General features: G+C 38.3%; 13 protein-coding genes. 8 read left to right on the forward strand and 5 right to left on the reverse strand.

Annotated features, from left to right (window positions below):
• Positions 1-4: 4 nt before the first annotated feature.
• Together HT99x_RS04280 and HT99x_RS04285 are read left to right on the forward strand one after the other, a co-directional pair.
• The gene (locus HT99x_RS04280; protein ID WP_075067688.1) at positions 5-679 is read left to right on the forward strand and encodes a GNAT family N-acetyltransferase; all 675 of its coding nucleotides are present in this window, start codon (positions 5-7) and stop codon (positions 677-679) included.
• Positions 680-689: 10 nt separating this feature from the next.
• Positions 690-1,424, forward strand: coding sequence for a M15 family metallopeptidase (locus HT99x_RS04285; protein WP_075067687.1), 735 nt, complete (start codon positions 690-692; stop codon positions 1,422-1,424).
• A 49-nt stretch (positions 1,425-1,473) separates the two neighbouring features.
• Here HT99x_RS04285 and HT99x_RS04290 read toward each other — a convergent pair whose 3' ends face one another.
• Positions 1,474-5,028 carry a hypothetical protein gene (locus tag HT99x_RS04290; RefSeq protein ID WP_259565472.1) on the reverse strand — a complete coding sequence of 1,185 codons (3,555 nt, stop codon included), beginning with the start codon at positions 5,026-5,028 and terminating at the stop codon, positions 1,474-1,476.
• 307 nt (positions 5,029-5,335) lie between these two features.
• Here HT99x_RS04290 and HT99x_RS04295 point away from each other — a divergent pair, with 307 nt between their 5' ends.
• Positions 5,336-7,072: an ankyrin repeat domain-containing protein gene (locus HT99x_RS04295; protein ID WP_075066880.1), complete on the forward strand. Its 1,737-nt coding sequence runs from the start codon at positions 5,336-5,338 to the stop codon at positions 7,070-7,072.
• Here the strand turns inward: HT99x_RS04295 and HT99x_RS04300 are convergent.
• Entirely contained in the window at positions 7,069-7,356 is a 288-nt protein-coding gene (locus HT99x_RS04300) for a hypothetical protein (protein WP_075066879.1), read from the reverse strand. The two genes, HT99x_RS04295 and HT99x_RS04300, sit on opposite strands and share 4 nt — an antisense overlap.
• Before the next feature lie 108 nt (positions 7,357-7,464).
• Between HT99x_RS04300 and fabI the strand changes: the two genes are divergently transcribed.
• Entirely contained in the window at positions 7,465-8,235 is a 771-nt protein-coding gene (gene fabI / locus HT99x_RS04305; RefSeq protein WP_075066878.1) for an enoyl-ACP reductase FabI, read from the forward strand.
• 205 nt (positions 8,236-8,440) lie between these two features.
• Entirely contained in the window at positions 8,441-9,520 is a 1,080-nt protein-coding gene (locus HT99x_RS04310; protein ID WP_075066877.1) for a hypothetical protein, read from the forward strand.
• A gap of 54 nt (positions 9,521-9,574) precedes the next feature.
• Here the strand turns inward: HT99x_RS04310 and HT99x_RS04315 are convergent, their stop codons facing one another.
• From HT99x_RS04315 to HT99x_RS04325, 3 genes are all read right to left on the reverse strand, one after another.
• Positions 9,575-10,612 carry an arylamine N-acetyltransferase gene (locus HT99x_RS04315; RefSeq protein WP_075066876.1) on the reverse strand — a complete coding sequence of 346 codons (1,038 nt, stop codon included), beginning with the start codon at positions 10,610-10,612 and terminating at the stop codon, positions 9,575-9,577.
• A gap of 105 nt (positions 10,613-10,717) precedes the next feature.
• The gene (locus HT99x_RS04320; RefSeq protein WP_075066875.1) at positions 10,718-10,915 is read right to left on the reverse strand and encodes a hypothetical protein; all 198 of its coding nucleotides are present in this window, start codon (positions 10,913-10,915) and stop codon (positions 10,718-10,720) included.
• Positions 10,896-11,321 carry a hypothetical protein gene (locus tag HT99x_RS04325; protein WP_075066874.1) on the reverse strand — a complete coding sequence of 142 codons (426 nt, stop codon included), beginning with the start codon at positions 11,319-11,321 and terminating at the stop codon, positions 10,896-10,898. Before HT99x_RS04325 ends, HT99x_RS04320 begins: the two co-directional genes overlap by 20 nt.
• A gap of 533 nt (positions 11,322-11,854) precedes the next feature.
• On the opposite strand from HT99x_RS04325, the gene HT99x_RS04330 reads away from it, so the two are divergent.
• From HT99x_RS04330 to HT99x_RS04340, 3 genes are all read left to right on the forward strand, one after another.
• Positions 11,855-12,049 carry a hypothetical protein gene (locus HT99x_RS04330; RefSeq protein WP_075066872.1) on the forward strand — a complete coding sequence of 65 codons (195 nt, stop codon included), beginning with the start codon at positions 11,855-11,857 and terminating at the stop codon, positions 12,047-12,049.
• An 83-nt stretch (positions 12,050-12,132) separates the two neighbouring features.
• A complete protein-coding gene (locus HT99x_RS04335) occupies positions 12,133-12,954 on the forward strand; it encodes an aldo/keto reductase (protein WP_075066871.1) in 822 nt (273 codons plus the stop codon).
• A gap of 97 nt (positions 12,955-13,051) precedes the next feature.
• The gene (locus HT99x_RS04340) at positions 13,052-14,002 is read left to right on the forward strand and encodes a hypothetical protein (protein WP_075066870.1); all 951 of its coding nucleotides are present in this window, start codon (positions 13,052-13,054) and stop codon (positions 14,000-14,002) included.
• The last annotated feature ends 38 nt before the right edge of the window (positions 14,003-14,040 follow it).

Consider the following 14,040-nt stretch of genomic DNA (forward strand, 5'->3'; position numbering starts at 1 on the left):
AATAATGAAAGATCAATTCAAAGTAAAAAATACCTTAGGAAAAACGGTATTATTAGAATGGGAATATTTAGAACCTGATTCGCCACAATTTAATCAAAAAATAAGAAGTTTGAGTGACATTCTTGTTCATACTTATACACAGATGGAATTGCAATTTTCTCAAACATATCCACAGGCTGTACCGAATGAATTCTTTTTGAAATCACTTGCACCATTCATTAAAGCAGGTGAAAACATCGATTGGCTGTTGATAGAAGCAAAAATAAAAGATATTTTTCAACAATTTTTTGCTACTACCGATTTTTCACAGTTCGCAAAATCTAATGAAACTTACTTATTTATTGTCGCTAAAGATCTTGAAACTGGAAATCCATTAGGATTGATTCAATTTCTCATTAGCCCTGAATTTGGTGATGATGTCGTGAAAGTCTGTTATTTTGGTATTATGCCCATTGCGCAAAATCAGGGTTTAGATAAAATACTCATGAGTACTATTTTTAAATTGCTACCGGATACCCGTCGAATATTTCTTCACACACGCTCAAGCAATCAAAAAGCGATTGAAACCTATCGTGCCTGGGGATTTAAGCAATTTAATGAATCGACGCCTAATTGGCCCGATTTTGAATATATCACTAAAAATTCGACACAATTGCAGATGTTAGCTTTAGAAGTATAAAGGGATAAAAATGAAAACTTTGTTGCTTACCTTAAGTCTTTTAACCGTGTTTAATGTTCATGCAGAAGAAAAAATAGTTTTAATAGCCGATCCGGAAATTTTGGCTATTCCTATCCAAGAAAATAATGATCCACTGATTAATCTCGTCGATCAAAAAGAGATCACCTATGGGCCTGCACCTATTGATCCTAACAATACTGACTATACCAAAATGCGTAAAACGGTTTATGAAAAACTAAAACAAGCACAAAAAACATTACCGAATGGATTAAAGTTTTGTCTATATGAAGGTTATCGCAGCCTCGATTTACAACAGAAAATTTTTGACGAACGTTACCAATTACTACACAAAGCTAATCCCAAAATGACCCATGAAGAACTCTTTAGAGAATCAACCAAATTCGTGTCGCCTGTCGTTAATTTAGATGGGTCTAAAAATGTGCCTCCTCATTCTACCGGCGCGGCTATTGATGTGTATCTTGTCGATAGTCAAGGTAAAATCGTCGATATGGGTATAACATTGGATGATACTTACCAAGATTTAACCGGCGAGTTTTGTAAAACAAATTCTAATGTGATTTCACAACAAGCTAAAGAAAATCGTAAAATCATGAACACGGCATTAGAAGGCGTGGGGTTTGTGAATTATCCTACCGAATATTGGCATTGGTCATATGGTGATCGTTACTGGGCGCATCATGCAAAGCAAAAACAGGCAATTAATCATGCTATCAAACAATCTTAAGTAAGGTTGAATAGTAGAGGAACCCATATTGGGTTCCTCCATCCGCAGGTTACTTCGCAACGTGACTATCGGCAAGCGCCGCTTGCATGTGCTGTTCAATGACATGATTATCATTTTGAGCTGAACCCAAATGAATGGCACTAAATAAAGAAAGTAAGCCATGATTGCTGGATTCTGCTGTCGTATTTGTCGTCGCTGTCAGGGTGTTTGAGCTTAAAATCGAATCAATGGCTGTGCTTGCTTTGATCTCTTGACTGACAGGTGTGGGTGTATCGGTCAAGTGATTAAAATCAAGTGATTTCAGGTTCAAATCATTGAAGGAAATGGTATCTGTTACTTTGACATCATCAATATGAACCAGATAATCATCATTGGCTATTGAAACATCTAAACTAGGCGTGATATCAGCGGTGTGGATATTAAATGAGGAAGTTTCACAAGAACCATTAGCAGATTGGACTTTAAAATCAATTTGTTCATTGAAGGAATTGGGCGCATTTTCATGAGTGTAAGTAAAATTGCCATTTGCTTCAATCGTCAGTTGTCCATCATTTTCAGTATTAATGGTGGCTCCAGCGTTTGCTTCAATGGTGCTTTGATTTTGTGATGTGCATTTAAAAGAAAGTATTTCGCCGTCAATGTTCAATTGAGAAAGAACATTGCCTGTGATGCATAATTTGTCAGCAACATCCACTTTAGTTTCGGCATCGACAGTTAAGTTAATCAGTTCATGATTAGACTCACCTTCAGGAGAGCAGCTTTCAGATCCTTGGTGGTTAAAGAGGTCGACATCGATTTTAGCAGCAGCATCGACGACAGCATTAATCAATGAACCGCTATGACTAGGTTCTTCACCGCCTTCAGGATCACAGCTTTCAGTGCCTTGATGGTTAAAGAGGTCGACATCGATTTTAGCAGCAGCATCGACGACAGCATTAATCAATGAACCGCTATGACTAGGTTCTTCACCGCCTTCAGGATCACAGCTTTCAGTGCCTTGATGGTTAAAGAGGTCGACATCGATTTTAGCAGCAGCATCGACGACAGCATTAATCAATGAACCGCTATGACTAGGTTCTTCACCGCCTTCAGGAACACAGCTTTCAGTGCCTTCATGGTTAAAGAGATCGACATCGATTTTAGCAGCAGCATCGACGACAGCATTAATCAATGAGCCATTGTGGTTGGTCTCTTCGCCACCTTCTGGATTGCAGTTTTCTGAACCTTCAGAGTGCTTATTGAATAAATCTAAATCGATTTTAGCAGCAGCATCGACGACGGCATTAATCAATGAGCCGTTGTGATTGGTTTCTTCGCCACCTTCGGGATTGCAGTTTTCAGCGCCTTGGTGATTAAAGAGATCGACATCGATTTTAGCAGCAGCATCAACGACGGCATTAATCAATGAGCCGTTGTGATTGGTTTCTTCGCCGCCTTCGGGATTGCAGTTTTCAGCGCCTTGGTGATTAAAGAGATCGACATCGATTTTAGCAGCAGCATCGACGACAGCATTAATCAATGAGCCATTGTGGTTGGTCTCTTCGCCACCTTCTGGATTGCAGTTTTCTGAACCTTCAGAGTGCTTATTGAATAAATCTAAATCGATTTTAGCAGCAGCATCGACGACAGCATTAATTAATGAGCCATTGTGGCTGGGCTCTTCGCCACCTTCGGGATTGCAGTTTTCAGCGCCTTGGTGATTAAAGAGGTCGACATCAATTTTAGCAGCAGCATCGACGACAGCATTAATTAATGAGCCATTGTGGCTGGGCTCTTCGCCACCTTCGGGATTGCAGTTTTCAGCGCCTTGGTGATTAAAGAGGTCGACATCAATTTTAGCAGCGGCATCAACAACAGCATTAATTAATGAGCCATTGTGGCTGGGCTCTTCGTCACCTTCGGGATTGCAGTTTTCAGCGCCTTGGTGATTAAAGAGGTCGACATCAATTTTAGCAGCGGCATCAACAACAGCATTAATGATTGAGCCATTGTAGCTGGGTTCTTCGCCACCTTCGGGATTGCAGTTTTCAGCGCCTTGATGGTTAAAGAGGTCGACATCGATTTTAGCAGCGGCATCAACAACAGCATTAATGATTGAGCCATTGTGGCTGGGTTCTTCGCCACCTTCTGGATTGCAGTTTTCTGAACCTTCAGAGTGCTTATTGAATAAATCTAAATCGATTTTAGCAGCAGCATCGACGACAGCATTAATTAATGAGCCATTGTGGCTGGGCTCTTCGCCACCTTCAGGGTTACAATTTTCAGAACCCTCAGAGTGTTTATTGAATAAATCCAAATCGATTTTGGCGGCAGCATCGACGACGGCATTAATCAATGAGCCATTGTGGCTGGGTTCTTCACCGCCTTCGGGATTGCAGTTTTCAACGCCTTGGTGATTAAAGAGGTCGACATCGATTTTAGCAGCAGCATCGACGACAGCATTAATCAATGAGCCATTGTGGCTGGGCTCTTCGCCGCCTTCGGGATCACAGTTTTCAGTGCCTTTATGGTTAAAGAGATCTAAATCAATTTTCGCAGCAGCATCGACCACGGCATTAATGATTGAGCCATTTTGACTGGGTTCTTCGCCACCTTCTGGATTGCAGTTTTCTGAACCTTCACTGTGTTTATTGAATAAGTCTAAATCAATTTTAGCAGCAGCATCGACAACGGCATTAATGATTGAGCCATTGTGGCTGGGTTCTTCGCCGCCTTCGGGATCACAGTTTTCAGCGCCTTTATGGTTAAAGAGATCTAAATCGATTTTAGCAGCAGCATCGACGACAGCATTAATCAATGAGCCATTGTGGTTGGTCTCTTCGCCACCTTCTGGATTGCAGTTTTCTGAAGCTTCATTGAATAAGTCTAAATCAATTTTCGCAGCAGCATCGATGACAGCATTAATCAATGAGCCATTGTGGCTGGGTTGTTCGCCACCTTCGGGATTGCAGTTTTCAGAACCATCAGAGTGCTTGTTGAATAAATCTAGATCAATTTTCGCAGCAGCATCGACGACGGCATTAATCAATGAGCCGTTGTGATTGGTTTCTTCACCGCCTTCGGGGTTGCAGTTTTCTGAGCCTTCAGAGTGCTTATTGAATAAATCTAAATCGATTTTAGCAGCAGCATCGACCACGGCATTAATCAAAGAACCATGATGATTTGGCTCTTCATTCGATGGCGGGCAGTTTTCATTATTGCCACCTTGTTTATGATTAAATAAATCGATATCAATTTTAGCGGCAGCATCGACTACCGTATTAATAATAGAGCTATGGTGGTGACTTGGCTCTTCATTCGGTGACGGACAATTTTCATTATTACCAGATTGCTTGTGATTAAATAAATCAATATCTATTTTAGCATTCGCATCGATGGTTGATTTAATAAATGAACTTTGATGATTAGAAGGTTCATTATGCGATGATGCATGAATTAGATCTAATTGCGTGTTTGTATTGGCATTAACTTTGGCATTCAATAAATGTGAAGCTTTAGCTTCTACTGTCAAGTCAGTGCTGATAATTGTGTCGCTTTTAATTTTTGAAGTGTTAAGGAGATTATGAATAGCGTCGGAGAGAGAGGAATTTTTGTGAATGCCCATAATTGAATACCCCCAAGAACAGAAATACTATTGCATTCCATTACATAAAAATTAATTCTTCTGGGAAAGTGAACTTTGGTATTATTTTGAGTGCTGTTCAGCGCTAAGCCTGAATATTAAAACAGAACTAATAAGGCACTTACTTCTTGCAGATATCGAAATTTTTTTTATAACAACGTGTATCTGCCCATCTTTACCTTAATAAAATTACCAATCATTGCTTGAATAATGCCGTCTATATGGTGACGGTTAAAGTAAAGCTTAATTTATGTTAGTTAAAGTCTAGTAATTTAATTTGAGTACCTATATGAAACGTGGACCGAATCGACGTAAAAATATTAGATTTAAGAAGAGAAGAACAAATGCTTCTTTAGTGGCTGATATGCATGAGGCTGTGCTGAATGGGAACCTAAAAAAAGTAAAAAGGATATTAAGTCGCAACAAAGAAATAATTGATTTACAAGACGCAGAAGGTTATGCAGCATTACATCTTGCAGTTCAAAAAGAAGATTTTAAAATGGTTGAAGAATTAATTCGACAGGGTGCAGAATTAAATAGTTATAATTATTATGGTTTGTTGCCAATTCATATCGCTTTTGAAAATGAAGATATAAAAGAACTTTTATTGAAAAATGGTGCAGCGTATCCTCATTTATTCTCAGAATTACATACAGCAGCAAGTTTAGGCGATGTCTCAACAATGAGGATTTTGTTAACTCGGAATAATACTTTACTACATTCACTTGATATGCAAGGAAATACGCCATTACATAGTGCCGTTCTTAATAATCAGTTTGAAGCGGTGAAAATGCTTGTTTCACATGGTGCAAAATTAAATATCGTTAATCAGGCAGGTTATCCTCCTATTTGTGGCACAAATTCAGAGATTAAAAATTATTTATTAGAGAATGGTGCTGAAGAGTATAATGATGATTATGTCCCCATTGACTTAGCTAAAACTGAATTACACAATGCTATTGTTTTGGATGATTTAGACAAAATTGATGAGCTCGTAGATGAAAATAATGAGAGTCTTAATGTTGCCAATAGAGCTGGTGAAACCCCACTTCAATTAGCTATCACTTTAAAAAAATATGATACAGCAGTGAAGCTTATAAAAATGGGAAGTCGATTAGATGTTGTTAATATTTATGGTGAAACACCCTTACATTCAGCAGCGCTAGCTAAAAATTCCGTATTAGTGAAAAAGCTTTTAAAATATGGCGCAGCTTTAGAAGCAGAAGATAATCGTAATTTTAGAGCATTGCATTGTGCTATATCCACGGGTGATTTAGATTTGGTACAACTTCTCATGGCATATAATCCAATGCTAGAGGGATTAGGGCTCCAAACAAATGTGGTCGAAATGACGAAAAAACATTATAAACATACTCCTATGTCAAGGTTATTTAAACAACATATTGGGCTTTCAAAAGAACTATTGCATAAAGGTGAAAATGATTTTCGTCAACTACTTACCATGGAAATGCAAGTTGCTAAAATGAAACGAAAAAAAATACTTGTTATATTGGGTGAAACACATGGTAATTATAGAATATATCAAATCGAAAAAGTAATGCTTAAAGTTGCCCGTGAACTCGGGATTTTAAATGTATATGCTGAAGCAACTCAAGAAGATAATGCAGATTCTCCATTACAGCTTAAAGCAAAAGAGAATATGGGAATGAAACTAATAGCGGTTGATACGCATCCTGAGAGAGATTATTCTGCTACAGTTGAAGATAGGAATGTTTATATAGCTCAAGAAATATCTACCGCCAATGAGAATGGCGTATTGGTGACTGGATCTGATCATCTCTATGGGTTACTGAATGACGAGGAATCAGTCATTAACACTAAACAATACCATGTGGTTCCATTTAACCTGAGTAGCATAGCAAAACTACCGTCAGATACCAAAGAGCAAGTTTTCTCACATGATGCTTCATCAGTTATTCAATTAAACGCTTCTGGATTTTCTTCACATAAAAAGGTGATTGAAAAATGGAATTCTTCAACGAGGACAAGCAAGTTAAGCTATTAAGATTTTTTATTTCTTTTTGAATTTTCCAAAGCCTTTTGCGTGATGTCAGCATAGAGCTGAATTGCTTTTACGACGAGCTCTTGATATTCAGGGTATTTATCTGCAAGGCTTAAAACATATTTTGCGTCATTAAAGACGGCATCTAAAAAAGTTAGATCATTATCATTAAGGACTTCTCCTTTTAATACCTTTTTTTCCAAATCAAGCGCTCTAGGTAAACGGTGATCAGCAAATCGCTTCATCATTGCGGTGATCACGATTTCATCTTCTGGGCTTTTATCCATCTTTCCCTCACTACTTACCTTGTGCTGGATGTTTAAGCATTGCTTAAACATATTCATTTAAATATAGATTATGTTTACAAACATAGCACAGTAGGTGATGAGGGTAGCATGGATAAAAAACTGTTGTCAGGCAAAAAGGCACTCATTGTCGGGGTTGCCAATGAAAATTCAATTGCTTATGGCTGTGCACAGATGCTCAAAACGGCAGGAGCAGAAGTAGGAATAACCTATTTGAATGAAAAATCGAAGCCCTTTGTTGATGCGCTTGCACAAAAACTAGAACCAACTATTTATGAACGCTGTGATGTAACGATTGACAATGATCTTGATAACCTGTTTGATAAAATTAAGCAAAAATGGCAAAGCGTGGATATCATTATTCATTCTATCGCTTTTTCTCCCAAAGAGGATTTACATGGTTCAATTGTAGATTGCTCAAAAGCAGGGTTTTTGTTAGCAATGGATATCTCTTGTCATTCGTTTTTACGTATGGCAAAACTTGCAAAACCCTTGATGCCTAAGGGGGGAGCCCTCTTTGCGATGAGTTATTATGGTGCCGTCAAAGTCGTTGAACATTACAATCTGATGGGACCTGTTAAAGCCGCTTTAGAATCTTGTGTGCGTTATATGGCGGTTGATCTTGGGCCACAAAAAATTCGCGTGATTGCGCTTTCTCCTGGCCCTGTTAAAACACGAGCTGCATCGGGATTAGAAGATTTTGATAAGCTAATGCAACGTGCCGAGCAAGAATCACCCATGCATACGTTGGTCGATATTTATGATGTGGGTGCAATGGTCGCTTATCTTTCGAGTGATTATGCCAAAAATATTACCGGGGATACTATTTATATTGATGCAGGATTCCATCTTCTAGGTTAATAAAACTATATACTGTTGATACGCTTCTTTCTCAATAACACAATCAAATCAAAGCCTTATTATTCGAATATTTTGAGGAATATTAGAACAATGAGCTTTTTCATTTTTGTCTGATTTTTTTTAAGTTTAGTCGTATTTGATTTGATAACTGTCTGTGTGTGTTGTAGAAATAGGCCATCAAAAAAAATTATATGGGGATATCAACATGCTTAATGGTTCATCGGAAACAGTCGACTTATTTGGATTAAAACTGCGAAAAATTAAAGAACTAGGAATCGGCAGGAATGGTCTCGCAACGTTAGTAGAAGATCAAAATAGAAAGAAATACGTTCTTAAAACATCATACATAAGTGGTTTTGATTCTGTTGGTGAAGAAGAATATGCAATCAATAAGAAATTAGGCAGAGCTTATGGCTATCAAAAAAAAATTCCAACCCCTTTCCAGAATACAGGTCAAAATCGCTCATGCAATGCGCTACTTTTAAATTATTTTGAAGCATTTGAAAAAAATGGTTTTGCAGGATTTGTGTCACAAAAAGGAAAAAATCTTTTAAAGGCACTGAGAATGGTTGAAGCCCTTGAAGCGATGCTCAATAAAGGGATATGTCAATATGATGGTAAGCCAGATAATTTTGTCTGCTATGAACAAAACGGAGATTTTGATGTCAATATTATTGATTTTGGCAATGCCAAAATTATCAATCCTCAATCTTTATCACAACGTAAAATAAATGAAAAACCTATTATAGATGGATTTCTTAGTTTTGCATTTAGTAATCATGATGGTGAATCTGTTCTAGATCCAAGGGATAGTGATAAATTTGAAGGTGTTACGTCTTTTGCCGCTGCAAAGCAACGCATTAATTATCTATTAAGAATTGAGAATCAAGCTAATCCACAAGTTCAAATGCAGAATCGATACGCCGCGCGACATGTGAACCCACAAGTAGTACAACCTGTACAATGTAGAGCCTTACCACGAGTGGTGCAAGCTGTGCCAGGTGTACAAGCCACACCGCGTGAGCAGCCAATGCGACGTATTCAAGCAGCTCCTAGACCGCAGCGATCTATCGATCCTCAAGTTTATTTAGAGCGGTGCATAAAGAATGGCTTGCAATTAGGTGCACGGCACGCATTGCGTGATGGCGCAAAGATGACGCCTGAATTAGGTATGATCGTTAATAATGATGCCTATCAACGTAATAACCCTAAGATGACCAAACTCATGAATGATTTGGGTTATATTCGTCATGCAAATAGACAGCGCATCAGACAACGCAGATAACGGGTGCCCGTCATCCTAATATTGGGCCGAAAGATTTTTCGGCCATTTCACTAATTAGGGATTTAATTTCGGACATTTAGGATTAGGATCATCGCAAACGATACAGGTTGCCTTTGCGGTTTCTTTTGCAGCATTTTTAGTCTCTACAGAGTCTTTAATAGTTTGATATCGCTCTTTCAAGCGGGTATTAAAGCGATGAAGAGTCGGGGGGCGAGTAATGCCTTGCTGATAAGCCAACATATCGACTTCATTATGTCGAATGTAGTGTTTGGAAAGATCAATATTAAAATACTCTCCTAATAGTTCATGGAGTCTTGCTTGACTGTCTATTTTTTCTCGATGAGTCGTATTGTTATCTTTTGAAATACTAAATTTATTATTAGTAATATTGTAACGACCATTTTGTTGTTCGCTGATTTTAAATGGCTTGGTGCAGGAAAAAAATGTTTTAAATAAAGACTGAGTATTTAATACATTCGCATTTCGTTTATTTAAGTCAGCAAATGCTTTTTGGGTTACCGCTTTTTTACTAAATCCATAAATACTTTGAGGTTGGCCATTTCGGTAAATCTGTAATTCAAAAGTATATTCTTTGCTTGCGGTCAATCTAAATTTTTCAGAATATTGCTGATATTCACCCGGTTTAAGGGGTACTGGGGCAATAATACCTATTCCACCAAATGCTGCATCTACCAAGAATTTGTCATCGCCGATTTTCACAATCCCTGCGCTATGGCGAGGTCTTTTTCTTCGCGGAAGATGAGAACTCATCAATAAGTCTTCACCTAAAATAGGCCTCACTTTAAAGTTGAGTGCTTTTAACATGGTTTGTAAAAGGGTATTGAGTTCAACACAACGCCCTCCTCGGCCATTACCATGCACTAGTTTTCGAAATAGTGCATCAAAGTTTAAAGACGTTCGATGGTTAGGGCGGTGATCTAAATGGCTATCGTGAAGGCTAAGCGTTTCAAAGGGAAAGGCAAAGGAATGAGCCTCTACAATTTGAGTAAGGCATTCCAAGGTAACGCTAGGCTCACCTTCAAAGCCAATTTTTTTAAGGTATTCTTTAATTTGAACTGCAGTAGGGGGCATGGCTCGACATCTTTATTAAGTTTGTTATATTTCTAAGTATGTGCGAAATAGAAACTATAACAAAGATAGGGGAGCAAGATCTAGAAAAATAAGGTAATAGCGAATTTAGCCAAGCTTTTGACCCGTTAACAATTCAAGCGTTATCTGGCCTTCATAATCCGGGCAATCATAATTCACGATAAGTCGTTCGTTATCTATTTTTTGAAGCTCAAGATAGCCAGCATAGGCCCAATCAAATGGCTGTTTCCAGAATTCATCTTCCCAACGGATAGCAACTAACCCGTCAACGGTGGCGATGATCATGATTGAGAATTGATCTGAGACTAGTGTGTAATGTTGAGCCGATATGGTAGGTGGCAGTTCGTAATCTGTAATTGAAATACATTTTCTTTCTTTCATTAATTAAATAACGATATAACCGCCCATTGGCGCAAAGCATTAGCTTGTCATTTATGAGTAAGGGAGGGAAGCTATGACGCACACGATAAAAGCCGTCATCTAGCGCCTTAAAAACAACAGTGTATTCATCACCGGTATCAGTGAAAATTTTTAATAAGGAATTATATTCACCAAGAAAGGGGCCAGCTAATTGCCTTGTTTTATGTTCTAACAACAAAAGATTTAGCTCATTTTCATCAAAGCCGATATAAACAATGGTATCTTGCTTTGAGACGGCAGTTGTTATATCAATGGTTTCAATGTATGCCATGTGTTAAATTTTAATAATTGATTTTTTCTAGTGCAATTAGAGCAGAACTTTTAAAATCTAACAAGTTTTACTACATTTTGAAAAAAATTATTCAGTCATTTTCCCTAGCCTTTGATGAACTATTGTCTCATATGAATTTCTGGTTCTGTTTGGCATGTTGTTTTTAAAAGTGTATCTACTTTTTAAGCAGTAGTGGGCAATAGTTAACTAACTGTGGACCTGACGAAAAGTAAAATTATGCAAAGTAGAATGCTTGTGTTATGGCAAAGGCTATGTTAGGTTAAAAATCTCAATATTAAAAAATAATGAATTATTAAGAATTATCATGTTTCAAGCTCAAAACTGCATTCATTTTGTTTCTAAGCGCCGCGTTGCGAAGCAAGCAGTTTTGGCTGTATTTCCTATTGTCCTTGCGATTCTTCTCTTTTCCCCTTTACCCTATCTTAATTAGCTTTGATGTAATGCGATTAAGGTAGGGATACCGGGTCGCATTACAAACATTGATTATTTTATATTTATTCAAGAGGTGAGTTATGATAGGTGGACCCTTTATTTTCAATCTGTTTCGTGGGTTTTATGGTGCAGTTAGCAGCAAATTATCAGAAAGAGCAGTGAGTTCAATAAGAGAAACATTAAGAGAGTCTAATACGGATGCAGCGGAGCAAAAACCAAAGTTTGTTCCAGTATGGGCAATGATACCAGGTAAACCACGAAATCGATTGAAATAATCAGTGTGAAGACTCCCAAATAGGGTAGGCATTCTAATCACAATGCTTACCCTGTTAAATGAATAGATAATGGATATATAAAAATGAGCAATGGAATTAAAATGCCTAGCCTGATTTATGGCACTGCTTGGAAGAAAGAACAAACAGCCGGGCTTGTTGTTAAAGCCATCAAAAACGGCTTTAGAGGAATTGATACGGCATGCCAACCCAAGCATTATTTTGAGCCAGGTGTGGGTCAAGCGCTGAAAGATTTAGAGCTAATGGGTATTACGCGAGAACAACTTTTTCTACAAACAAAGTTTACCGCCATACAAGGACAAGATCCTCAAAATATACCTTACGATCCAAGTGTCCCTTTGCACGAGCAAGTAATGCAATCTTTTGCAACTTCAAAAGAAAATTTAGGAACAGAAGTTATCGATTCTTATATCCTTCATTCACCGCTCAGCACCCACCATGACACTATACAAGTATGGAGAGCGATGGAGGCAATTTATGAATCAGGCAGTGTTAAACAATTGGGCATCAGTAATTGTTATGATATAGAGAGTATGCAACGTCTCTATCAAGACGCTGTTGTTAAACCTGCTGTTTTACAAAACCGGTTTTATAAAGAAACGGATTACGATAAAGAGCTTCGTCAATGGTGCACAGAAAATAAAATTGTTTATCAAAGTTTTTGGACCTTAACGGCAAATCCCGCATTACTTCAAAGTAGCACTATCACCGCAATGGCAACTGCAAATAATAAAACGCCAGCGCAAATTCTATTTCGCTATTTAACCCAGATTGGCATCGTTCCTCTGACAGGAACAACTTCCGATAGTCATATGGTAGAGGATTTAGCAATCTTTAGCTTTGAGCTTACCGATGCAGAGATGGCTAAAATTCACCATTTAATCTGAGTGTGATTACAATACGGAATTCGATGCATTACACGCATTGGAACTAAGTTCAAGTAACCTTTGCCTAACAATTAGATTCATTAATCGAGATTATTTTATGAAAGTAACCCTTGATCTTGAACAGTTATTAGCGGATAAACACCTTACTCAGCAAGAATATGAAAAGCTAAAGATGCTGGCGAATCAATCAACTGGTTCGCTTGCCTTTAATATCTTGATTGGCTTTGGCGTGATTGCGGTGAGTGGGGCGGCATTAGCATTGGTTCCAACGCCGGTTACAGCCATTATTATTGGTGCATTTGTGCTTATCGGCGGAATTGCGTTGCTGAAAACAGGGGTTGCCCAGTGGAAACTGTTAGCGCAGATTTGTATCTTAGTAGGTGCGCTTATGTTAGGCGGGGGCATTCTCATTGCTGATAATGGTAATCCGCGAAGCTTTATAGCCATTACCGCTATTTATATTATTTCAGCAATTTTTGCCCAAAGTGGTTTGCTCACCACATTGGCCGTTTTATCAATTGGGCCAATCCTCGGTGCTAATTCAGGTTACATGCATGCAACCTATATGATAAGCGTACAAGAACCTTTACTGAGTATTGTGGTATTTAGTGTCATAGGGATAGGATTTTATTGGGTTTCACAGCAGATAATCCAGGCAAAAATTATCCCATTAGTTTACTCACAGCTTGCCATTATTGCTGCTAGAACCAGTTTGTTTATGGTGAATCTTGGTTTTTGGATTGGATCATTATGGGGCGATAAATTTAGTGAGCACTTAGCAAAACCTATTGAAATTTCTGATGTGACTTTTGCGGTGGTGTGGGCGATTGCATTGATTGCAACTGGTGCTTGGGCTTGGCATGAGAAACGTCGCTGGGTATTAAATGTCGTTGCTATCTTTGGCGCCATTCATTTTTATACCCAATGGTTTGAGCATCTCAACGCTTCTGCGGGTACGGTATTATTAGCGGGTATTATGGCGCTGGTGTTTGCGGTGATGCTGAAGCAGATAAACACCCTGATGGCGCAACAAAAGCAAAATCCATAATGCAGTGAAGCCATCTATAAAATGACTCTGCTCCAATC

The sequence above is a fragment of the Candidatus Berkiella aquae genome, from assembly GCF_001431295.2.
GTDB classification, from domain to species: Bacteria; Pseudomonadota; Gammaproteobacteria; order Berkiellales; family Berkiellaceae; genus Berkiella; species Berkiella aquae.

Bases quoted from the DNA above. Each gene is read 5' to 3' on its own strand.
- HT99x_RS04280 (WP_075067688.1), top strand. From the start codon at position 5: ATGAAAGATCAATTCAAAGTAAAAAATACCTTAGGAAAAACGGTATTA.
- HT99x_RS04285 (WP_075067687.1), top strand. From the start codon at position 690: ATGAAAACTTTGTTGCTTACCTTAAGTCTTTTAACCGTGTTTAATGTT.
- HT99x_RS04290 (WP_259565472.1), bottom strand. From the start codon at position 5,028: ATGGGCATTCACAAAAATTCCTCTCTCTCCGACGCTATTCATAATCTC.
- HT99x_RS04295 (WP_075066880.1), top strand. From the start codon at position 5,336: ATGAAACGTGGACCGAATCGACGTAAAAATATTAGATTTAAGAAGAGA.
- HT99x_RS04300 (WP_075066879.1), bottom strand. From the start codon at position 7,356: ATGGATAAAAGCCCAGAAGATGAAATCGTGATCACCGCAATGATGAAG.
- fabI (WP_075066878.1), top strand. From the start codon at position 7,465: ATGGATAAAAAACTGTTGTCAGGCAAAAAGGCACTCATTGTCGGGGTT.
- HT99x_RS04310 (WP_075066877.1), top strand. From the start codon at position 8,441: ATGCTTAATGGTTCATCGGAAACAGTCGACTTATTTGGATTAAAACTG.
- HT99x_RS04315 (WP_075066876.1), bottom strand. From the start codon at position 10,612: ATGCCCCCTACTGCAGTTCAAATTAAAGAATACCTTAAAAAAATTGGC.
- HT99x_RS04320 (WP_075066875.1), bottom strand. From the start codon at position 10,915: ATGATCATCGCCACCGTTGACGGGTTAGTTGCTATCCGTTGGGAAGAT.
- HT99x_RS04325 (WP_075066874.1), bottom strand. From the start codon at position 11,321: ATGGCATACATTGAAACCATTGATATAACAACTGCCGTCTCAAAGCAA.
- HT99x_RS04330 (WP_075066872.1), top strand. From the start codon at position 11,855: ATGATAGGTGGACCCTTTATTTTCAATCTGTTTCGTGGGTTTTATGGT.
- HT99x_RS04335 (WP_075066871.1), top strand. From the start codon at position 12,133: ATGAGCAATGGAATTAAAATGCCTAGCCTGATTTATGGCACTGCTTGG.
- HT99x_RS04340 (WP_075066870.1), top strand. From the start codon at position 13,052: ATGAAAGTAACCCTTGATCTTGAACAGTTATTAGCGGATAAACACCTT.